21 protein-coding genes and 1 pseudogene are annotated in these 19,581 nt (G+C 69.1%); 1 reads left to right on the top strand and 21 read right to left on the bottom strand.

Features of this window, described 5'->3' with window-relative positions:
• Complete coding sequence (locus tag AC5Y5B_RS10395; RefSeq protein ID WP_500005308.1) at positions 1 to 780, top strand: 3-oxoacyl-ACP reductase; 780 nt, start codon at positions 1 to 3, stop codon at positions 778 to 780.
• On the opposite strand, the gene AC5Y5B_RS10390 is transcribed toward AC5Y5B_RS10395, so the two are convergent.
• From AC5Y5B_RS10390 to AC5Y5B_RS10290, 21 genes and pseudogenes are all read right to left on the bottom strand, one after another.
• Entirely contained in the window at positions 777 to 1,739 is a 963-nt protein-coding gene (locus AC5Y5B_RS10390; protein ID WP_500005307.1) for a PPE family protein, read from the bottom strand. The two genes, AC5Y5B_RS10395 and AC5Y5B_RS10390, sit on opposite strands and share 4 nt — an antisense overlap.
• A gap of 122 nt (positions 1,740 to 1,861) precedes the next feature.
• Positions 1,862 to 2,317 (bottom strand): hypothetical protein, encoded by a 456-nt coding sequence (locus tag AC5Y5B_RS10385; RefSeq protein ID WP_112632958.1) that lies wholly within the window; start codon positions 2,315 to 2,317, stop codon positions 1,862 to 1,864.
• A gap of 85 nt (positions 2,318 to 2,402) precedes the next feature.
• On the bottom strand, positions 2,403 to 3,536 hold the full coding sequence (locus tag AC5Y5B_RS10380) for an alkaline phosphatase family protein (protein ID WP_500005306.1): 1,134 nt from the start codon (positions 3,534 to 3,536) through the stop codon (positions 2,403 to 2,405).
• A 22-nt stretch (positions 3,537 to 3,558) separates the two neighbouring features.
• The gene (locus tag AC5Y5B_RS10375) at positions 3,559 to 4,293 is read right to left on the bottom strand and encodes a DUF6390 family protein (RefSeq protein ID WP_276310824.1); all 735 of its coding nucleotides are present in this window, start codon (positions 4,291 to 4,293) and stop codon (positions 3,559 to 3,561) included.
• Entirely contained in the window at positions 4,290 to 5,420 is a 1,131-nt protein-coding gene (hypD, locus tag AC5Y5B_RS10370; RefSeq protein ID WP_500005305.1) for a hydrogenase formation protein HypD, read from the bottom strand. Before hypD ends, AC5Y5B_RS10375 begins: the two co-directional genes overlap by 4 nt.
• A 12-nt stretch (positions 5,421 to 5,432) precedes the next feature.
• On the bottom strand, positions 5,433 to 5,705 hold the full coding sequence (locus AC5Y5B_RS10365) for a HypC/HybG/HupF family hydrogenase formation chaperone (RefSeq protein ID WP_112632954.1): 273 nt from the start codon (positions 5,703 to 5,705) through the stop codon (positions 5,433 to 5,435).
• A gap of 21 nt (positions 5,706 to 5,726) precedes the next feature.
• Positions 5,727 to 6,842, bottom strand: a complete 1,116-nt coding sequence (gene hypE / locus AC5Y5B_RS10360) for a hydrogenase expression/formation protein HypE (protein ID WP_500005304.1) — start codon at positions 6,840 to 6,842, stop codon at positions 5,727 to 5,729.
• The gene (locus tag AC5Y5B_RS10355; RefSeq protein WP_500005303.1) at positions 6,839 to 7,513 is read right to left on the bottom strand and encodes a D-sedoheptulose-7-phosphate isomerase; all 675 of its coding nucleotides are present in this window, start codon (positions 7,511 to 7,513) and stop codon (positions 6,839 to 6,841) included. The genes hypE and AC5Y5B_RS10355 overlap by 4 nt, the downstream gene beginning before the upstream one ends.
• Complete coding sequence (locus AC5Y5B_RS10350) at positions 7,510 to 8,301, bottom strand: HypC/HybG/HupF family hydrogenase formation chaperone (RefSeq protein WP_240631735.1); 792 nt, start codon at positions 8,299 to 8,301, stop codon at positions 7,510 to 7,512. The genes AC5Y5B_RS10355 and AC5Y5B_RS10350 overlap by 4 nt, the downstream gene beginning before the upstream one ends.
• Positions 8,298 to 10,661 (bottom strand): carbamoyltransferase HypF, encoded by a 2,364-nt coding sequence (hypF, locus tag AC5Y5B_RS10345; protein ID WP_500005390.1) that lies wholly within the window; start codon positions 10,659 to 10,661, stop codon positions 8,298 to 8,300. The genes AC5Y5B_RS10350 and hypF overlap by 4 nt, the downstream gene beginning before the upstream one ends.
• Before the next feature lie 5 nt (positions 10,662 to 10,666).
• Complete coding sequence (locus AC5Y5B_RS10340) at positions 10,667 to 10,927, bottom strand: HypC/HybG/HupF family hydrogenase formation chaperone (protein ID WP_500005302.1); 261 nt, start codon at positions 10,925 to 10,927, stop codon at positions 10,667 to 10,669.
• 3 nt (positions 10,928 to 10,930) lie between these two features.
• Positions 10,931 to 11,422, bottom strand: coding sequence for a hydrogenase maturation protease (locus tag AC5Y5B_RS10335; RefSeq protein WP_500005301.1), 492 nt, complete (start codon positions 11,420 to 11,422; stop codon positions 10,931 to 10,933).
• Between the two features lie 17 nt (positions 11,423 to 11,439).
• Positions 11,440 to 11,559, bottom strand: a complete 120-nt coding sequence (locus AC5Y5B_RS10330) for a DUF6893 family small protein (protein ID WP_430918788.1) — start codon at positions 11,557 to 11,559, stop codon at positions 11,440 to 11,442.
• A pseudogene (locus AC5Y5B_RS10325) lies at positions 11,550 to 12,903 on the bottom strand (hypothetical protein); the annotation flags it as partial. The pseudogene AC5Y5B_RS10325 and the gene AC5Y5B_RS10330, both read right to left, overlap by 10 nt.
• Positions 12,900 to 13,541 (bottom strand): DUF6084 family protein, encoded by a 642-nt coding sequence (locus AC5Y5B_RS10320; protein WP_500005300.1) that lies wholly within the window; start codon positions 13,539 to 13,541, stop codon positions 12,900 to 12,902. The pseudogene AC5Y5B_RS10325 and the gene AC5Y5B_RS10320, both read right to left, overlap by 4 nt.
• On the bottom strand, positions 13,538 to 14,182 hold the full coding sequence (locus AC5Y5B_RS10315) for a DUF5947 family protein (protein ID WP_500005299.1): 645 nt from the start codon (positions 14,180 to 14,182) through the stop codon (positions 13,538 to 13,540). Before AC5Y5B_RS10315 ends, AC5Y5B_RS10320 begins: the two co-directional genes overlap by 4 nt.
• A 46-nt stretch (positions 14,183 to 14,228) precedes the next feature.
• Positions 14,229 to 15,140, bottom strand: coding sequence for a NifU family protein (locus AC5Y5B_RS10310; protein WP_500005298.1), 912 nt, complete (start codon positions 15,138 to 15,140; stop codon positions 14,229 to 14,231).
• A gap of 58 nt (positions 15,141 to 15,198) precedes the next feature.
• On the bottom strand, positions 15,199 to 16,998 hold the full coding sequence (locus AC5Y5B_RS10305) for a nickel-dependent hydrogenase large subunit (protein WP_112632945.1): 1,800 nt from the start codon (positions 16,996 to 16,998) through the stop codon (positions 15,199 to 15,201).
• Positions 16,999 to 17,100: 102 nt separating this feature from the next.
• Positions 17,101 to 18,156 carry an NADH-quinone oxidoreductase subunit B family protein gene (locus tag AC5Y5B_RS10300; RefSeq protein ID WP_500005297.1) on the bottom strand — a complete coding sequence of 352 codons (1,056 nt, stop codon included), beginning with the start codon at positions 18,154 to 18,156 and terminating at the stop codon, positions 17,101 to 17,103.
• A gap of 247 nt (positions 18,157 to 18,403) precedes the next feature.
• Complete coding sequence (hypB, locus tag AC5Y5B_RS10295) at positions 18,404 to 19,177, bottom strand: hydrogenase nickel incorporation protein HypB (protein ID WP_500005296.1); 774 nt, start codon at positions 19,175 to 19,177, stop codon at positions 18,404 to 18,406.
• A gap of 27 nt (positions 19,178 to 19,204) precedes the next feature.
• A complete protein-coding gene (locus AC5Y5B_RS10290) occupies positions 19,205 to 19,540 on the bottom strand; it encodes a hydrogenase maturation nickel metallochaperone HypA (protein ID WP_112632943.1) in 336 nt (111 codons plus the stop codon).
• Positions 19,541 to 19,581: the final 41 nt, after the last annotated feature.

Genomic DNA, 19,581 nt, shown 5'->3' with positions numbered 1-19,581 from the left:
GTGGCGGTCGATCTCACCCAACGACTGGCGGGCCGGGTGGCCGTCGTCACCGGCGCCGGTGGCGGCATCGGGCTGGCCGCGGCGCGGCGGATGCGGGCCGAGGGCGCCACGATCGTGGTGGGCGACGTCGACGCCGACGCGGGTGCCGCGGCGGCCGAGGAGCTGTCCGGCTTGTTCGTGCCCACCGACGTCTCCGACGAGGGCGCGGTCGATGCGCTGTTCGATACCGCGGCGCGCGCGCACGGGCGCATCGACATCGCGTTCAACAACGCCGGCATCTCACCGCTCGACGACGACCTGATCGAGAACACCGAGCTGCCGGCGTGGCAACGCGTCCAGGACGTCAACCTGAAGTCGGTGTACCTGTGCTGCCGGGCCGCGTTGCGCCACATGGTGCCCGCGCGCACGGGTTCGATCATCAACACGGCGTCGTTCGTCGCCGTCCTGGGGTCGGCGACGTCGCAGATCTCCTACACCGCGTCCAAGGGCGGGGTGCTGGCCATGTCGCGCGAGTTGGGCGTGCAGTTCGCCCGGCAGGGCATCCGCGTCAACGCCCTGTGCCCGGGGCCGGTCAATACCCCACTGCTGCAGGAGCTCTTCGCCAAAGACCCCGAACGGGCCGCGCGCCGGCTGGTGCACGTCCCCGTCGGCCGCTTCGCCGATCCTGACGAAATCGCTTCAGCGGTAGCGTTTTTGGCCAGCGACGACGCGTCGTTCATCACCGCTTCGACGTTCATGGTCGACGGCGGCATCAGCGCCGCCTATGTCACCCCGCTCTAACCCGACTCATGGGCCGCATGCGGGCCGGGCGGCGCGCTGACCGCGACCAGGTGGATGGGTTCGCCCGCCAGCTCCTCGAGCGACCGCTCCAGCGCGGGTGCGGCGGCCGCCCAGGCGCGTGGCACCGACAGCACGCCGACCGGCGTCGCGCGACCCAGGCCCGCCTTCACGCCGTTGGTGGCGACCGGCTTCGGGAAGAGCGATTGCAGGGCCGCGGTCTTGTTCACCGAATTCAGGTGGGCGATTGCGAAATCCGACGGCGCGGTCATCGAGTTGAGCTTCGACAGCGGCGCGGTGATCGGTGAGAGGGACGCGTCGATCGTGTGCACGGGCGACGACGACAGCCGTGCCAACGCGACGGGGATCACCGACATCACCTGGCCGCCGGCCGATATGACGTCGGGGGCCGACTGCAAGGCCCAATTACGGCTGGCCACAGCGGGATTGCCGGGTGGTTCGGGGAAGGGGGCCATCGCCGCGGCGCCGGCCGCGGCCCGGGCGTAGGCGTACATGGCGCCCGTGTTCTGCGCCCACATCGCGTCGTACTCGGCATCGACATCGGCGATCGCCGTGCTGTGGTGGCCCAGACAATTCGTCGAGGCCAGCGACAAGCGTCGGGTGCGGTTGCCGGCGATCGCCGGTGGCGGGACCGTCGCCGTGAAGGCCGACTGGTGCGCATCCGCCGCCGCGGCGAGCTGGATGGCCGCGTGCTCGCTGCGGGCCGCGACGGTGTCGAGCCAGTCGGCGTAGGGCGCGGCGGCTTCGGCGAGCTCCGCCGAGGCCGGGCTCTCGCCGGTCGCCGCCAGCTTCGCGGTCACCGCCCGATAGTCGGCCGCCGCGGTAAACAGCCGCGCGGCCAACGCATCCCATGCCGCGGCGGCCTGCGTCATCGAGCCCGCCCCGGGACCGGAGTACATCAGCCCGGAGTTGACTTCCGGGGGTAGCGTCGCGAAATCCATTACAGCCTCCGCCCCGCTGTGGCGGTATGAGTTGTGCCCGAAAGCATGAGGGTGTTCCTTCACGAGATAGACGCCGGGGTTACAAGCCGGTGGGCCAGGCACGTTCGGCCCGGGCGTCACGCTCAGCTGCGGGCGACGCAGATCTGGGTCAAGATATCTCGGTCGGACGGAATGGCCGCCGGCGCCCGCGAGGGGGCGCCCGCGGGCGCAAACCCTATTGGGGTGAACGACAATGGCGCCGTCGTCAGCACCGACTGTGCCGACGTGCGGTTCCACGTCGGGGGCCGTTCCTTCGTCATCCACGCGCCGCCGAACGGCTTCTTGTTGGTCTTGTTCGCGGGCGCGCCGAATCGCGAGGCGGCCACGGCGGACTGGTTGAGGGCGGCGGGACGGCCATGGGTTAGGCCCGCGGACGCGCCGACGCCCGCGGACCACGCGGCGGGCTCCGGCAGTGCCGCCGCGGAGAAGGTGGACCGCAGCGCCGAACCCGTGATCAGGGCGGTGAACGCGGCCAGCGCCGCGGCAACCGCGATGGCCGACTGCCATCGCCGAGTTTCGCCAACGCCCCGGAAAGTCACAGTGCACCGAATGTACCGCGCGAAAATCGGCGAACGGTCGCAACGAGCTGTGAACTCGATCCGAGTCCGGTGTGTGTTTGCGCAGCTACGGCCGGAAAACGATGAGCGGTATCGCCATCTCCGCCGCGGTGGCCCCGCCGTGAAAGCCCACCAGCCGAGACGTTTCCGGGGGCTCATGCGCGCTCGCCAGCACCGCGGTGTCGCCGGAACAGACGACGACCACGTCGCCGAGGCGCTCCAGGTGTGGCGCGGCGACCGGCCCGAACATGCCGGTGGCCACCGCCTGCTCGCGGCTGTACACCGCGGCGCGGCCGTCCAACAGCTCGGCCCACGCGGCCCGCACGTCGCCGGCCGCACCCGGCGCGGTGTGCAGATACCGCACCCGGGGCTCGCCGGCCACCACCTCGATTCCCTCGGCCAGCCCGGGGGCGGTGTCGAGGTCGATGCGCGCCTCGGCCGGGACGTTGATGCCGCCATGGTCGGCGGTCACCAGCATCGCCGCGTTCGCCGGCAGCGCCTCGAGCAGGCGCGTCAGCAGCGTGTCGACATTCGTCGCCGCGGCGTGCCACTGCTCCGAGCCGACGCCGAAGACGTGGGCGGCGGTGTCGAGCTCGGCGGTGTAGCCGTAGACCAGGCCGGGTGCCGCGCGCAGCACGTCGGCCACCAGCCCCGGGTAGTCGTCGGTCGGTTCCGCCGGGTGGAGCTCGGCGCCCCGGTAGGCGGCCTCGGTCAGGCCGCTGCCCACGAACAGCGCCGGCAGCACGGCGCGGGCGCTCACGCCCGCATTCTTGAGCCGTTCGAACCAGGTCGGCACGGGCTGCCAGATGGCGGGGGCCGGGTCGTCACGCCACCGGACGTGGTGCAGCACCCGATCGGTGCCCGGCACCCTGAGCGTGAAGCCCAGGATCCCGTGCTCGCCCGGCAGCGCGCCGGTGCCCAGCGACACCAGGCTGGTGGGCGTGGTCGACGGGAAGGTGCAGTCCAGCTGGGTCAGCCGTCCGGTGCCACCGGCCAGCACGGACGCCAGCAGTGGGGCGCTGCCGGCCAGCTGCGGCAGCAGGTGCCAGCCCAGACCATCCACCAGCACGACGAGCACCCGGTCGGTCCGGTCCGCGTCCACCCAGTCCGCCACCGCCAGGGCGTCCGGCTGGTTCGGGCCGTCCGGGACCCCGAGCAGTCCGGCGGCGGCGGGCAGCACGTCGCAAAGAGAACCGGGCACGCAGGCCAGTCTGGTGGCGAAGTCAGACGCGCGCCAGTCGGTGGCCGGTCACCAGCAGCTGCCGCGCCGTGCTGTCGGTCAGCGCGCACAGCTGCGCCGGCGAGAGCCGGCCGCACAACCGGCCCCAGTGCATCGCCACCACGTCGCCGGCGGCCACGTCGGGCACCGCGCTGTACCCGTCGACCCACACGTCGAGCACGCGCGCCGACGGTTGCGACAGCGCCAGCGCCCGACCGTCCCAGGTCAGGTTTCGGCACACCACCTCGACGCGGTCCGCGGCGCGGGAAACCACTGTGCCGGAAGTGATTCGGCAGTTGTCCAGCACGCTCAGCGGTTGTTCGTCGATACCTCGCCCCAAAAAGCGCGTCCACGGATACACCCCGAACACGTGGAAACAGTGGTTGCCGGCGGCCTCACACGCCAGATCCGCGGTGAGGTGCGACCAGTAGTGGCCCGCCTGCGGGCCGATGATCGCGAGCAGCGCGTCGAAGAATTCCTGGGGGTCCAGCTCGGCGGCGACCCCGCCGCCGAGCCAATACGATTCGACCAGACGGTAATCCAGCGGATCGGCGATGCCGGTCAGCTCCGAGAGCACCCGCAGATACGGCCAGGCCCCGGAGAACCTGGTCGCCGCCCTGCGCACCTCGGCGACCGACCCGTCGCGCAGGGTCGCTCCCAGCGGCGGGCCGCAATAGCCGAGCGCGTTGGGGGCATAGGCGTAGCGGGCGAACATCTCTGCGCCCTCGGCAGAGGTCAAGTGCGCCCCACCAGCTTGACCGCGTCGCGGTGCATGCGCCCGAAGTTGTAGTAGGCCGCGCACGCCCCTTCGGGCGAGACCATGCACGTCCCGATCGGGGTCTCGGGGGTGCAGGCGGTGCCGAAAACCTTGCATTCCCAAGGCTTGAGCACACCCTTGAGCACCTCGCCGCACTGGCACGCCTTCGGGTCGGCGACCCGCACGCCGGGCATCGCGAACCGCAGCTCGGCGTCGAATTCGGCGAAATCGTCGTGCAGTCGCAGGGCGCTTTGCGAGATGAAGCCCAGCCCGCGCCATTCGAAGTGCGGCCGCAGCGTGAACACCTTGCCCATCAACGCGAGCGCCGCGGGGTTGCCGCGCTCGGGTACCACGCGCTTGTACTGGTTTTCCACTTCGCAGCGACCCTCGCGGATCTGGCGCAGCAGCATGGCGACCGAGGCCAGGATGTCCAGCGGCTCGAAACCGGCCACCACCAACGGCTTTCGGTACACCTCGGGCACGAACCGGTAGGGCCGGTTGCCGACCACGGTGGAGACGTGCCCGGGGCCGATGAAGCCGGACAGCCGCAGGTCCGGCGACTCCAGGATGGCCCTGATCGGGGGCACGATCGTGACGTGGTTGCAGAACACGGAAAAGTTCGGCAGGCCCAGCTCGCGGGCCCGCACCAGCGTCACCGCGGTCGAGGGTGCGGTGGTCTCGAAACCGATGGCGAAGAACACCACCTGCTTGCCGGGGTTGTCGACAGCGATCTTGCACGCGTCCAGCGGCGAGTAGACGAACCGCACGTCGGCCCCGCGGGCCTTGGCGTCCAGCAGGCTGCCGTGCGAGCCGGGCACCCGCATCATGTCGCCGAAACAGGTGAAGATCACGTCGGGCTGGTCGGCCAGCCACATCGCGTCGTCGATGCGCCCCATCGGGATCACGCAGACGGGGCAGCCCGGGCCGTGCACCAGTTCGACGTTGTCGGGCAGCAGGTGTTCGATGCCGTGCCGGTAGATGGTGTGGGTGTGACCGCCGCACACCTCCATGAACTTGAACTCCTCGCCGTCGGTCCCGGCCAGGTGCTCGATGGCCACCAGCAGCTTGCGCGCCGCGGCCGGGTCGCGGAATTCGTCAACGAATTTCATTGCCGCTCCTCGTCAAACGATGGCCGACGAATCGAAGGCCTGCATTTCGGTCGTGTAGGTGTCACCGAGCTTCTTGATCGCGGCCAGGGTCAGCAGCGCCTCGGTCTCGTCGATCTTGGCCATCGCGAACCCGACGTGCACCAACACCCAGTCATCCGGTGCGGGCGGGTCGTTTTCCAACAGCCGGACGCTGATGGTCCGCTGCACACCGCTGACGTCCACCTTCGCCAAGCAATTGGCTGGGTCGGTGATCTCGACGATCCGGCCCGGAATTCCTAGGCACATGTTGGTGTATCTCCTCATCTATCAACAGATCCGGGGCAGCGGGTCGCCGACCAGCATGTCGACGATCCGGGTGCCGCCGAATCCCGTACGCAGCACCACGCTTTCGGCGGGCTCGGTGACGATTTCGCCCACCACGGCCGCATCGGCGCCCAACGGATGCGAGCGCATCGCGTCCAGTCCGGCCTGCGCCTCCTGCGGTGCGACGACGGCGACGAACTTGCCCTCGTTGGCGACATAGAGCGGATCGATGCCGAGCAACTCACAGGCGCCGGTGACCATGGGCGCCACCGGGAGTCGCTCCTCGTCGAGCAGCACCCCGAGGCCGCAGGCCTGGGCCAGCTCGTTGCACACGGTGCCGACGCCGCCGCGCGTCGCGTCACGCATCCATCGGGTGGACGGGGCGGCCGCCATCAACAGCTCCACCAACGGGCTGAGGCACGCGGTGTCGGAGGCGATGTCGGCCTCGATGGCCAGATCGCCCCTGGCCAGCATCACCGCCATGCCGTGGTCGCCCATCGACCCCGACAACAGCACCTTGTCTCCGGCGCGCACCGACTGCGCCGACAGCGCGCGGCCCGCGGGGATGACGCCGATTCCGGTGGTGCTGATGAACAATCCGTCGGCCGCGCCCCGGGGCACCACCTTGGTGTCGCCGGTGACCACCTGCACACCGGCGGCCGCGGCCGCCGCGGCCATGTCGGCGACGATCTCCTTCAATTCGGCGATCCCGAAGCCCTCTTCGAGCACGAACGCCGCCGAGATCCAGGACGGCACGGCACCGGCCACCGCCAAGTCGTTACAGGTGCCGTGGATGGCGAGGGTGCCGAGCGACCCGCCGGGAAACCGGCGGGGTTGCACCACAAACGAATCCGTCGACATCGCCACCCGCTCGCCGCCGGGCAACGCCAGGACGGCGCCGTCACCGAGCGACTCGAGCAGCGGATTGCGGAACGCCTCCAAGAACACGGCGTCCACCAGAGCCGCCGATGCCTTGCCGCCCGCGCCGTGTGCCAGGGTCACGTGATCGTCGAGCAGTCGGGGCCGGCGCCGGCGGAACGACTCGATCCGCTCGATCACGTCGCCTTCGCCGAACCGCGGCCCCGAGGACAGGTAGTCGCTGGCCTGTTTGTTCGTCATGCGGCCCCCAAAGCTTGGTCGCCGCCCAGGCTTTCGTGGACGGCCAGCCACAACTGGTAGCCGACCAGCGCCTGCGATTCCTGAATCCGGTGCACGCTCTGCGAGCGAACGACGATGCAGGCGTCCACGTTCGGGTTGTTCACGAAGGCGCCGCCGTCGTAGCCGGCGAAGCCGATGGTGTAGAGCCCGCGCTTGTGCGCCTCGGCCAGCGCGGTGAGCAGGTTGGGTGAGTTGCCGCTGGTCGACATCGCGATCGCGATGTCGCCGTCGCGCGCGCGGGCGATCAGCTGCCGGGCGAACACCAGCTCGAACCCGACGTCGTTGCCCAGTGCGGTCAGGATCGCCTGATCGGCGGTCAGCGACCACGCCGGCAGCGGCTTGCCCAGCGGCGGCCGGGCGAACAATCTCGCCAGCGTGGTGCAGTCGGTGCAGCTGCCGCCGTTGCCGAAGGTGAACATCCTTCCGCCAGCGGCGAATCGGCGGGCCAACTCGGCGGCGGCCGCCGCCAGCAGGTCGGCGTTGGCCTCGAGGGTGGAACGCCGCAGCGCCAGGCTTTCGGCCGCTTTGGCGTGGGCGGACGCGGCCAGGTCGGCGAGCAGGGCGCAGGGATCGTCTTCCTCGGCGTCGATGAACGGGTACAGGAAGTTGGTGGGTTCGTCGGCGGGACTCATGAAACACCTTCCTGCTCTTCGTCACAGACGGGGACCGATGGCGCTGCTCCTCCGATCCCGGCTGCGCCGGCATCTTCGTCACAGACGCGGCTGATCGCCATGCCGGCGTGCACCAGCACCAGCTCGCCGGGCGCGACCGGGTCGACGAGTGTGGTGATCACGTCCTCGATTCCCCGCGCCGTGCGCACCCGCGCCTGGTCACCGACCGCAGCGCTCACCACCTCACCCAGGCGGCCTTCGTCGCTACACGTCACGCACGCCTCGTCGTCCTCGCACCGCGTGGGTTTGAGCAACCCGGAATGCTCGAAACATACGTGGGTCAGCTCCCACAGCAGGTGGTAGAACAGCACGAAGCCGCCGGTGGCGGGCACGCGTGGGTCGGGATCGTCAAGCCAGAGCACGTGATCGGCCATCGCGGCCGCGGGCGGGTCGCCGCTGCCGATCCAGATCGTGGTGGCCCCCCAGGCCGGGCCGCGGCGCATCACCGACCGCACTTGCGCGTTGTCCGCACCCGCGATCGCGACTACGATGTCGCCGGGCCGCACCGAGACCCGTACCAGATCCACCAGATCCGGGCCGGTCAGCGCGACCGCCGGCAGCGCCCGCTTACCCATGATCACCGGATGCACGAATTCGACCGCGATGTGCAGCGCGTGGGGCTCCCACGACGGGGCGATGGACCACATGGTGGCGCCGGCGGCGAATCGCTTGGCCAGCGTCAGTGCGGTGGCGGCGAGGTCTTCGGCCAGTTCGGCACTCAGGCCGCGATCGATCGCTGTGGTGATCATCGCGTCGACTCCTCCTCTTGCGCGATCAGCGCCGACACCGCGGCCTGGCCCAGGGCCAGCCCGCCGTCGTTCGGCGGCACGACGTGGTGGGTGAGCACTTCAAACCCCTTGTGCTGCAGCCGGGTACGGCATGACCGCAGCAGCAGCACGTTCTGGAAGACCCCGCCGGTGAGACCCACCAGCGCGGTGCCGCCCGGCACCCGGCCGACCACCTCGGCGACGGCGTCGGCGACGGCATGGTGAAACGCCGCCGCCAGCGCCGCCGGCGGTGTCCCGGCGTACAGCGCGGCGACCATGGCCTGCACCATCGGGGCGGGGTCGATCACCCGGTCGGGGCGCACCGCCAGCGGCAGGGAGGGTTGCGGGCGTGCCACACCGGCCGACTGCGCCAGCGCCTCGAGTTCGATCGCGGCTTGCCCTTCATAGTCGATGCGCTGCCGCACGCCGAGCAGGGAGGCGACGGCGTCGAACAGCCGGCCCATGCTCGAACATGGCACACAACCCGTCCCGGTCTCCAATTGCGAACGGATGAGGCGCAGTTCGTCGGCGCTCGCCGCGGCCACCGGCGCCAGGTCGGGCGTCCAGTCGATGTCGGCCATCCACAGTTGCGACAGCGCCATCCGCCATGGGTTGCGCACCGCGGCGTCGCCGCCGGGCAGCGGCACCGCTAACAGGTGCCCGGCCCGCACGAAACAGTGGCTTCGCGTTCCGAGGGCCAGAATCTCTCCGCCCCAGATCGTGTCGTCGGTGCCGTAGCCGGTGCCGTCGAAGGAGACCCCGATGATGGGTTCGCCGAGGCGCCCGTGTTCGGCCAGCAGTGAGACCACGTGGGCGTGGTGGTGCTGCACCAGGTCCAGCGGGCGCTCGCCCGCGTGGCGCTCGGCCCAGGCGCGGGTGTGGTAGCCGGGATGCAGGTCGGCGGCCAATCGCGCCGGCCGGCCGCGGATTTCGCTGAGTTGGGTCACCGCGCGCTCGAAAGCGCGCAGTGTCGCCCAGGTGGCCATGTCGCCGAGGTGGCCGGACAGGTACGCCCGACCCCCGTCGGTGAGGCAGCAGGTGTTCTTCAGTTCGCCGCCCACGGCCAGCACGGCGGGCCCCTCGAGGCGCAGGTCGATCGGCAGCGGCGCATAGCCCCGGGACCGGCGGATGGGCAGATCGTGGGGTCCCGTCTCGTCGTGGACGACGCGCACCACCGAGTCGTCGCACGGCACATGGATGGGCCGGTCGTGGTCGAGGACCGCGTCGCACAAGGCGGGAAGCCGTTGCGCCGCATCGTCATCGGTGAAGCAGATGGGTTCATCGGAGCGGTTGGCGCTGGTCAGCACCAGGGCCTCGGGCGCCGGTCCGGCGTTGCCCGGCGCCGCCGACAGTAGCAGGTGATGGATGGGGGAGTAGGGCAGCATCAGCCCCAACAGCGGGCTGCCGGGCGCGACACCCTCGGCGACCGCCGCGAGCGGCCGCCGCCGCAGCAGCACGATCGGGCGGGCCGGGCCGGACAGCACCGCGGCCTCGGTGTCGTTTACGTGGGCGTAGCGGCGGGCCACGTCGAGATCGCGGACCAGCACGGCAAAGGGCTTGGCGCCGCGGGCTTTTCGGGTCCGCAACGCGGCGACGGCCGTGGCGTCGTCGACGGTGCAGGCCAGGTGGTAGCCGCCGATGCCCTTGATGGCCACCACCGCGCCGGAGGCCAGCGCGAGCTGGGCGGCGCTCAGTGCCGCATCCGAGCCGCTCACCCGCCCGGCCGGCGAGGTGAACCACAGCGTCGGCCCGCAGTCCGGGCAGGCGATCGGCTGCGCGTGGAACCGGCGATCCGCCTGATCGTGGTATTCGGCGGCGCAGCGCGCACACATCGCGAATGCCGACATGGTGGTGGCGGGCCGGTCGTACGGCAGTCCCCTGATGATGGTGAACCGCGGACCGCAGTTGGTACAGGTCACGAACGGGTGCCGGTAACGCCGGTCGTGCGGGTCGAACAGTTCGGCGAGGCAGTCGTCGCACACCGCGATGTCGGGCGGGATCGGGGTGGTGGTGCCGGGCGCCGATTGGCTTGACACGATCCGGAATTCGGTGGGGCAGGCGGGGTCGGCCGCGACGTCCGCGACGCGGACCGCGGTGATCCGCGCCAGGGGTGGCGCCTGCGCGCGGAGCCGGCGCCCAAACTCCGCGACCCGGGCGGGCCGCCCCTGCACCTCGAGAAAGACCGCACCCGAGTCGTTGCCGACGAACCCGGCCAGACCAAGTTCGGTCGCGATCCGATGCACGAACGGGCGAAAGCCCACCCCTTGAACCACGCCGGTCACCGTGACGCGCTGGCGCACCTGGGTCTCGGCGGGCCGCATCAGCAGGGGGGCTTGCGCCATGTCGGTCATGTCCACCGCCCTTCGGGATCGCCGCGACCGCGGCCCATCAGCTCCAGCCCGGCCATGGCCTGGTCGGCGCCGGCCCGATCGGTCTTCTCGACGACGAAGCCCATGTGGATGATCACCCAGTCACCGGGAGCGAACGTCTCGTCCGGCAGCATGCCGACGTTGACCTTGCGCTGTTCGCCGGCGACGTCGACCAGTGCGAGCTGCCCCTCGAAACCGTCCAGCATCCCGACGACCTGGCCCGGTATCCCCAAACACATGGCTCAGCACCCCTTTTCGGCCGACAAGGACGGCTGCAACGCGGCGACGATCTCTTCGACCGCCCTTGCCGCCCGGGGGACGGCCTGGGCGACCGGTTCGGTCAGGCCGATGCCCTCCTGGACGCTGCCGGCCTCGCACCCGACGACCACCGTGTAGGGCGGGTGTCCGCCGAGTGCCCGCAGGCTGGCGAAGACGGCGGCCGGGTCCATGCTGTGACCGTCCAGGCCGCTGGTCTGCGACGGCTGGTCGTGGTCGGCCTGGAAGACGTGCAATGTGCCGGGATGGCCCTGGCTGGGCACGGCGTCGACGAGCACCAGCGTGTCCCACTCCTCGAGCAGGTCATAGGCCAGGTGCATGCCACGGATGCCGTAGTCGATGACCTGAACCGTCGGATCGTCCTGGGGCAGCGCGGCGTTGCGGACCACTTCGGAACCGAAGCCGTCGTCGCTGAGGAAGATGTTGCCGATCCCGGCTACCAGGATGCGCGCAGTCATGGTGGCTCCCGCGTCGGCTACATCCGCCTCAACTTCAGATAGCGGCGGGCATCCGGTACCGATATCGCGCCGAGCGCCAATGCGATCGTGACCACCAGCGCGACGAGGGCGATGAAGATCCAACCGAGGACTTCCATGGCGAACTCCTTTCAGGGGTTTGTACTGTGCTGCGATTGCAGCGGTTCGACTTCGTCCGGGGAGAAGTACAGGTAACGGCCGTACCAGTCGTGCAGGTCGGCGGCCGGGTCCTCGTCGACGACGACGCCGACGTGCTTGTTGCCCTCGACGTCGGAATGCACCGAGGTGACGCGGGCGGTCTTGCCGGCGACGAAGATGTCCTGAGCGTCGGCGTTGCGCCGCGGCCGCAGCCGGACCCTGCTGCCCCGCGCCACCCGGATCCCGTTTACCAGCACCGCGTCGACCTCGGGACGGACGGCGTTGTCGGCCAACGGGTCCCACCAATCCACCCCGTCGGGAACCTCGGGCACCAGGGCGGCGCAGACATCGGGCGCGTGCGGGTCGCGCAGCACGCCGTGCAGCCGGGCCATGGCCTCGGGCGACATGGCGTCGCATTCGTCGATGATCCGCGCCGCCCGCGGGTCGGTGGCCCGGGCCTGTGCCTTCTCGTCGTCGGTCATGGTCATGACGCGCAGGGTGAGGATCTCGTCGATCTCGGTGCAGTCGTACAGCGCGGTGTCGCTTTGTTCGGCGACTTCGGGGTGGTCGTAGAGGATGATCGGCGAGATCAGCAGAATGTCGTCGGTGCCCGGCGGCCCGGCCAGCACGGGGAAGCAGCGATGCTGGGCGCACCGGGCCGCCGCATCGGTCGCGGCCTGCGGCGCCTCGAGCAGCGAGATGAACCGGCCGCCAACCACTTCGGCGATGAGGTGTGTTCCGATCATGGATCGCTCGATGGCGTCGGCCTTGTCGTGTGCGGGTGCACCGGTGTTGGTGATCCGTACCGATACTCGCCGCAGGTCGCCGTCGGGCTCGGCGGTGACGGTCAGTAAGCCCGCAATCTCGTGTCGTTCGCGGACCAGCCGGCCGCCGTCCACGGCTTCGAGGTCGGTTGCCGCGCGGACCGTCACCGGCAGCGACCAGGGTTGATCACCGAACGCGAGGGGTCCGAAGGAGATCTCGCACTCCACGGCTTCGTCCCAGGTCAGCCACGACGCGGTCGCGGTCCTCAGTTCGTCGACGTGTTCGAAATCGCCATCACCGGTGGCCCGTTCGGCCCGCCGGTGCTGCAACTGCAGGAAACGCAGCACCAGCGTCAGCGCCCGGGCGTCGTCGACCAGGAACTGCGCGGACAGGGTGTCGTCCTCGCCCAGACCGGCCTCGGCCGCACCGGTCGGCCCCACAACCCCGAACTGCCAACGTGATTGGTTCTTGCTCGACGTCCCGCGGTACGGGTAGAGCAGGTAGCCCTCGTAGAGCACCGCGTCGGCGACGGCACGGGCCCGATCCCAGCTCGAGGTCATCGCGTCACCTCGCGCTCGGTGGCATCCAGCAGTGAGGTGACCGCGTGGTCGAGGTCGAGCATCCCGCGCGCCGACTTGTAGCGGGCCAGTTCGCCGATGGTGTCGTGGCTCAGCCGGATCCATCCGCTGTTCGGATAGTGCTGTGCGATCAGGTCGCGCCAGACGGTGACGGGCATGGCGTAGTCGTCCTCGCAGTCCCAGGACACCTGCTGCACCGAGAACCCGCGCTCGGAGTTGACGAAAACCGTTCCGCTAAACAGAAACTGCAGCGGTACCGCGCCGTCGCGCAGCGCGTGCAGATATTTGGCGGCGGCCACCTCGAAGTCGTAGGTGCACTCCAGCGACAGCGTCGTGGTGGTGTGGCCGGTGAACCCCGGCACCATGGCGGTGCAGTGCTGCCACAGGAAGGTGCGCTGGGTGCTGGCCCAGCGCTCGCGGCCGCCGAACAGGTCCATCAGGCCGGCCGCTTCGTCATCGGTGTAGGAACGGCGCAGCGGCTCGATGCGGACCTGGCAGCGCAGGGCGATGGCGTGCACCGGGTCATCGCCGTCGGCGGTGACGGCGACACGGGCGGTCAAAACCGGGCTGACCGTATAGGGTTCGGCCGCCACGTCCAGCACTTCAAAGCTGACGTTCATTGCGGTGTCTTTGCGGCGCGGGCGGCCAGGCGGTCGAAGAAACCGTCGATGAATTCGCGGGCCTGCTGGCCCCCGTCGAAGCCGCGCCACACCATGCGCAGTCGTCCGACGAATTCGTAGCAGGCGTCGATCGGCACCAAATACGTTTCCGGTTGTGGCAATTCGCCGTCCTGGGTGTTGTCGGCGACCCGGACCAGCAGCGCCTCCACGTCGTCGGCGAGCAGGTTCACCCGCGGGTCGGCGTCGCGGATGGTCTCCCAGACCTGCATGTCCAGCTCGGATTCGCATGCCCCGGCCGGTCCGGGGTAGAAGGCCACGGTGTGGCCCAGGGCGGAGTTGGTGAAGAAGAAGGCGACCCCGACCGGGATCTGCAGTGCCTCCCACACCAGGCGATCCAGCGCGAAATCGGGAAACGACAAATACCGGTCCGGCACCGCGCGGTACCGCAGGTCGGCCGCCGAGTCGGTGAAGAGCAGGTAGCAGGCGCGGCAGACGCACATGAGTTGGCGGCCGGCCACGTTGACCACGTGCTGATGTTCGTCGGCGATCGGCTCCGCGCACATCTCGCAGCGCTCGCCCGCGGGCTCGGGCGCGCGCCGGTCGCTCCTGATACGGGCCAGGACGTCGAACGGGCCGGTCATATGCGCCGCTCCTCAGCATCACGTCGTTCTGCATCGTCGCCGGCGGTCATGCCGGCGCCCCCATCGCGTCGGCCCGCAACGCCACCGACGCCACGCCGTCGTGGGTCAGCAGCGGAATCGGCTCGAGATGACCGGCCGCGCCACCGGTGACCGCGGCGCCCGCGTGGATGACGTCGAAATCCGTTCCGCAGCCCGCACAGCGCAGCAGCCGGTCGTGCAGGCGCGAACCCGCCAGTGAGTCGTCACACACCGGGCAGTGATCCCGGTAGGCGAAGGTCTGGTCGCCGACCCGGCAGGCCAGCACCGTCACCCCGCCGATCACGAATCCCGCGACCTCGCCTGGTGTCAACTCGGCCAGCTCGGGCGCCGAATGCCAGGCGGTCGACCCGTGGCCATTCGAATGCACATGCGCCAGTAGCGATTCCGCCGGAATGACGCTCGCCGGAACGGTCGTCGCCTCGGCCGTCACCACCTCGATCGAGGAGATCTCCGGTGCCGCCGCGCGCACCGCGTCCTGCACCGCCAGTTCCAGCGTCACCGCCGACGACGGGCAACTCTTGCAGCTGCCGGTGAACGCCAGCCGCACGGTGTCGCCGGCGACCTCGAGCAGGTCGACGTCTCCGCCATGCGAGCCGAGGTAGGGCCGCACCCGATCCAGGGCGTCGGCGACCCTGCGGCGCACGTCGTGCGGATGCAGCCCGTGCACCAGGAGCAGGCTGGCCACCAGGTCGTCGGTGGCCAGCCGCTCGGCCAGCCCCCCGTCGGGCCCGGGCTGGCCGGCCATCCGCATGATGCGCTCCAGCCCGGCGCCGTAGAGCCCGACGACTTCGCGGACCAGTTGTTGCGCGCGGTCATACGCGGCGGTCCCGCCCGCCGCGCAGGAATCCAGCAGCGTCTGGATCCGATCGCCCGCCGCGCGCCACTGCGTGTCGTTATCGGGGTTCGGGCGATCCGCCATGTCTTACTCCGTTACTGGTGTCGACCCGCTGCGCCCGGCTTCGCCGCGCTTGCGATCGTCACGGCTCGACGGGTGACTGGGTGGGCGTGTGCAGTCTGTCCAGGGACTTGCCCTTTCCCAGGTACATGTGCACACCACAGGGCAGGCACGGATCGAAGCTGCGCACCGTGCGCATGACGTCGATCCCCTTGAAGTTGTCGCGGCCGTTCTCCTCGAAGATCGGCTGCCCCTGCACCGCGTCCTCGTACGGACCCGGCGTGCCGAAGCTGTCGCGGGGGTTGGCATTCCACGGGGTGGGCGGGTACGGGTGATAGTTGGCGATCTTGCCGTCCCGGATCACCATGTGGTGGCTGAGCACGCCGCGCACCGCCTCGGTGAACCCGCATCCGATGGCCTCGTCGGGCACCTCGAATTTCTCCCACGTCTTGGTGCGCCCGGCCCGGATCTCCTCGAGCGCCTTCTCGGCGAAGTGCAGAGCGCAGGCCGCCGCGTAGGCCTGGAAGTACGTGCGCGCCCGGTCGCGTTCGAGCGTGTTGCTGCCGTACTTCGGGATCGTCCACTCCAATTCGACGGGCCCCTTCAGCGCCGTCTTGGGCAGGTTGATCTTGACGCTGTTGCCGGTCGCCTTGACGTAACCGATGTCGACCAGGCCGGCCAGCGCGGTCGACCACAGCCGGGCCAGCGGGCCGCCGCCGGTATCCAGCGCCAGGTGATCCTTGCCGTCGAACCAGCGGGGCGACATCACCCAGCTGTACTTGCCACCTTCGATGTCCCGCTTCTGCGGGTGCGGGTTGGTGTGCTGGTTCCACGGGTGGCGCCGGTCCACCGCGTTGCCCAGCGGATCGGTCTTGACGAACATCTCCTGGTCGGTCCAGTCGTCGTAATACGAACTGCCCAAAAGGATTCGGATGCCCAGGTTGATGTCCACCAGGGAGTGGGTGACAAGCTTGCCGTCGACCACCACGCCCGGGGTGACGAACATGGCGTTGCCCCAGCGCTCCATGTCCTTGTACTCGAAGTTGCACACTTCCGGGTCCTGGAAGGAGCCCCAGCAGCCCAGCAGGGTGCGGCGCAGCCCGACGTTCTCATAACCGGGCAGCGCCTCGTAGAAGAAGTCGAACAGGTCGTCGTGCATGGGCACGACCTTCTTCATGAACTCGACGTAGCGCATCAGGCGCGTCATGTAGTCGGTCATCAGCTGGACGGTCGCCACGGTGCCCACCCCGCCCGGGTAGAGCGTCGACGGGTGCACGTGGCGGCCTTCCATGAGGCAGAACATCTCTCGCGTCCAGCGGCTCACCACCAGGGCCTCGCGGTAGAACTCCCCGCTGAACGGGTTGAGCGAGCGCATGATGTCGGCGATCGTCTTGTAGCCGTGGGCGTCCGCGTGCGGGGCCGGCGTCTTCTCGGCCAGCGACAGCATGCTCGGGTTGGTCTCGGAGACCATCTTCTCGCAGAAGTCCACGCCGACCAGGTTCTCCTGAAAGATGTTGTGGTCGAACATGTATTCCGCGGCCTCACCGAGGTTGACGATCCACTCACCCAGGTGCGGCGGCTTGACGCCATAGGCCATGTTCTGGGTGTAGCACGAACAGGTGGCGTGGTTGTCACCGCAGATGCCGCAGATGCGGCTGGTGATGAAGTGGGCGTCGCGAGGATCCTTGCCCTTCATGAAGATCGAGTAGCCGCGGAAGATCGACGAGGTGCTGTGGCACTCGACGACCTCCTTGTTCTCGAAGTCGATCTTGGTGTAGATGCCCAGGCTGCCCACGATCCTGGTGATGGGATCCCAGGCCATGTCGACCAGTTGGCCAGGTTCCCGCTTGGCTGAGGTGGCTTCAGGGCTGATGGTTGTCATCGCGTTACTTCTTCCCGCTGTGGCTGTTTCCGCGTTGGCTGATGCGGCGACGGCTCTTCGGCTACGAATGTGAGAAAGGAGCGCACCGACCCGGTAGGTGACCTACCAGGTGCGGCGCGCTCCAGTGGTGAGTTGGTCGCCGTTGTGGCGCCACCGCGGCTCTTTGTCGACGGTGCGTTCCGTGATACCCCTCAAACTGCGAATCACGGCTCCGTACAACCCCGACGCGGTGCTCGAGATCTTGCCGCCCGGCGGCTCGTCCATGAACGGCATGAACTTGTCCGGGAATCCCGGCATCGTGCAGCCGATGCAGATCCCGCCGACATTGGGGCACCCCCCGACGCCGTTGATCCATCCGCGCTTGGGCACGTTGCACTTGACCACGGGCCCCCAACAACCAAGCTTCACAATGCATTTCGGCGACCCGTACTCGGTGGCGAAGTCACCCTGCTCGTAGTAGCCGGCCCGGTCACAGCCCTCGTGCACCGTCTTGCCGAACAGCCACTGCGGCCGCAGCGCGTCGTCGAGGGGGATCATCGGTGCCTGACCGGTCGCCATGTACAGCAGGTAGGTCAGCGTCTCCGACAGGTTGTCCGGGTGGATCGGGCAGCCCGGCACGCACACGATCGGAATGCCCGCCTTGCTCTTCCAGTCCCAGCCCAGGTAGTCCGGCACGCCCATCGCCCCCGTCGGGTTGCCGGCCATCGCGTGGATACCCCCGTAGGTGGCGCAGGTTCCCACCGCCACGATGGCGGTGGCCTTGGGCGCCAACCGGTCGAGCCACTCACTGGTGGTCATCGGCTGTCCGGTGGCCGGGTCGTTGCCGAAGCCGCACCAGTAGCCCTCGTCCTTGATCTTCTCGTTCGGGATGGAACCCTCGACCACGAGCACGAAGGGTTCCAGCTCGCCGCGGTCGGCTTTGAAGAACCACTCCAGGAAGTCGTCCGCGCCTCCGTTGGGTCCGCATTCGAAGTCGATCAACGGCCAGTGCACGGCCACCTGGGGGAGTCCGGGCAACGCCCCCAAGGCGATCTCTTCGACGCTGGGCTGGGTGGCAGCAGTCAGTGCCACCGAATCGCCATCACAACTGAGGCCCGCGTTGATCCAGAGAACATGGATCAATGCTTGTTCTGCCTTGACTGCTGCTTCCGTTGGCATGCTGCAGCTTTCCGGAGCCGGGCTGGGGGCTCCTGGCGCCGCCGGAGTCGACCGTCGGCCCACTTGCGCAGCGCTATTTTTTGGGTCTACTCCCGCTATCGTGCGTTGTCAACGGTTCCACATTACCGATTAGTAGGCACGTGTTGCACACCACCGAAAAGCCTTGTCGCGCTTGGCTGACCCGCCCCAACGGGTGAACCAAAGCGGGCCGATCGTCCTGCGAATGTTTCGCAGGAGTGCGGGCCGTTCAGGCCCCCTCGGTGGCGAAACGGCGCAGCCAGCCGAACCAGGCGGCCATGCCATCGCCGGTGCGGGCACTGACGGGCAGAATCGTCGCTGTCGCATTGACTTTGCGAACGTGGGCGATGTAGGTGTCGACGTCCACGTCCAGGTGGGGCACCAGGTCGATCTTGTTCAGCAGCACCACGTCGACCGACCGGAACATCACCGGATACTTCAGCGGCTTGTCCTCGCCTTCGGTCACCGAATAGACCATGGCCTTGGCATGCTCGCCGACGTCGAATTCCGCCGGGCAGACCAGATTGCCGACGTTCTCGATGACCACCAGGTCCAGCGCGGCCAGGTCGAGGCCGGGCAGTGCCCGGTTGACCATGGGCGCGTCGAGGTGGCACTCGCCGCCAAATCCGTTGCTGGTATTGAGCAGTGACACCTGGGCGCCGCGACCGCTGAGCTTGGCCGCGTCCAGGTCGGTGGCGATATCACCCTCGATCACCCCGATGGCCAGGTCGCCGGCGAGCTCGTCGAGCGTCGCCTGCAGGATGGTGGTCTTGCCCGAGCCCGGCGAGCTCATCAGGTTGAGGGTGCGTACCCCGTTGCTCTCGAACGCCGCCCGGTTGGCGTCGGCGAGCGCGTCGTTCTCGGCGAAGATCGCCTCCAGCACCTCGACGCGCTGGCCGCCGGTCCGATAGCGGCTGTGGTCGCCGCGATCGTGGTCGTGGGGAAGGTCATCGTGGGAGTGACTGTGCACGGTCCCGTCGTCGTGCCGATGAAATCTACCCATCGTCAACGCCTTTCACGATGCGGCCGTTCATGACACATCCAGTGAGGTCACCAAGAACTCGTTGCCGCGCAGCACCTCGACATCGGAGCTGTCGCAGCGCGGGCACCAGATCGACCATGGGGAGGTGATCTCGGATCGCCCGCCGCAGGCGCGGCACCGGACTTCGGCGCTGACGCATTCGAGTTCCAGTTCGGCGTCGGGCATGTCCTCGGCGTCGCGGACCAAGGTCCAGCAGAAGGACAGCGACTCGGGCACCACCTGGCGCAGCGCACCGACGCGGACCCGGACCACCTCGACGTGCCGGCCGTCGGCGTGCTGCCTGACCACACCGGCGATCGCTTCGCACAGCGACAGCTCATGCATCGCCGGTCACCGGCGATCCGAGCCGGGCGCAGGCCAACGAG

Source organism: Mycobacterium sp. NGS33 (genome assembly GCF_059812885.1).
This window is presented reverse-complemented; position numbering and strand designations above follow the sequence as displayed.

What these genes read in the sequence shown, in the direction of transcription:
- AC5Y5B_RS10290 (WP_112632943.1), bottom strand. Translation starts at nt 19,540, where the DNA reads ATGCATGAGCTGTCGCTGTGCGAAGCGATCGCCGGTGTGGTCAGGCAG.
- AC5Y5B_RS10335 (WP_500005301.1), bottom strand. Translation starts at nt 11,422, where the DNA reads ATGACTGCGCGCATCCTGGTAGCCGGGATCGGCAACATCTTCCTCAGC.
- AC5Y5B_RS10355 (WP_500005303.1), bottom strand. Translation starts at nt 7,513, where the DNA reads ATGAGTCCCGCCGACGAACCCACCAACTTCCTGTACCCGTTCATCGAC.
- AC5Y5B_RS10310 (WP_500005298.1), bottom strand. Translation starts at nt 15,140, where the DNA reads ATGGCGGATCGCCCGAACCCCGATAACGACACGCAGTGGCGCGCGGCG.
- AC5Y5B_RS10330 (WP_430918788.1), bottom strand. Translation starts at nt 11,559, where the DNA reads ATGGAAGTCCTCGGTTGGATCTTCATCGCCCTCGTCGCGCTGGTGGTC.
- AC5Y5B_RS10340 (WP_500005302.1), bottom strand. Translation starts at nt 10,927, where the DNA reads ATGTGTTTGGGGATACCGGGCCAGGTCGTCGGGATGCTGGACGGTTTC.
- hypF (WP_500005390.1), bottom strand. Translation starts at nt 10,661, where the DNA reads ATGGCGCAAGCCCCCCTGCTGATGCGGCCCGCCGAGACCCAGGTGCGC.
- AC5Y5B_RS10390 (WP_500005307.1), bottom strand. Translation starts at nt 1,739, where the DNA reads ATGGATTTCGCGACGCTACCCCCGGAAGTCAACTCCGGGCTGATGTAC.
- hypE (WP_500005304.1), bottom strand. Translation starts at nt 6,842, where the DNA reads ATGACGAACAAACAGGCCAGCGACTACCTGTCCTCGGGGCCGCGGTTC.
- hypD (WP_500005305.1), bottom strand. Translation starts at nt 5,420, where the DNA reads ATGAAATTCGTTGACGAATTCCGCGACCCGGCCGCGGCGCGCAAGCTG.
- AC5Y5B_RS10300 (WP_500005297.1), bottom strand. Translation starts at nt 18,156, where the DNA reads ATGCCAACGGAAGCAGCAGTCAAGGCAGAACAAGCATTGATCCATGTT.
- AC5Y5B_RS10305 (WP_112632945.1), bottom strand. Translation starts at nt 16,998, where the DNA reads ATGACAACCATCAGCCCTGAAGCCACCTCAGCCAAGCGGGAACCTGGC.
- AC5Y5B_RS10350 (WP_240631735.1), bottom strand. Translation starts at nt 8,301, where the DNA reads ATGATCACCACAGCGATCGATCGCGGCCTGAGTGCCGAACTGGCCGAA.
- AC5Y5B_RS10315 (WP_500005299.1), bottom strand. Translation starts at nt 14,182, where the DNA reads ATGACCGGCCCGTTCGACGTCCTGGCCCGTATCAGGAGCGACCGGCGC.
- AC5Y5B_RS10365 (WP_112632954.1), bottom strand. Translation starts at nt 5,705, where the DNA reads ATGTGCCTAGGAATTCCGGGCCGGATCGTCGAGATCACCGACCCAGCC.
- AC5Y5B_RS10320 (WP_500005300.1), bottom strand. Translation starts at nt 13,541, where the DNA reads ATGAACGTCAGCTTTGAAGTGCTGGACGTGGCGGCCGAACCCTATACG.
- hypB (WP_500005296.1), bottom strand. Translation starts at nt 19,177, where the DNA reads ATGGGTAGATTTCATCGGCACGACGACGGGACCGTGCACAGTCACTCC.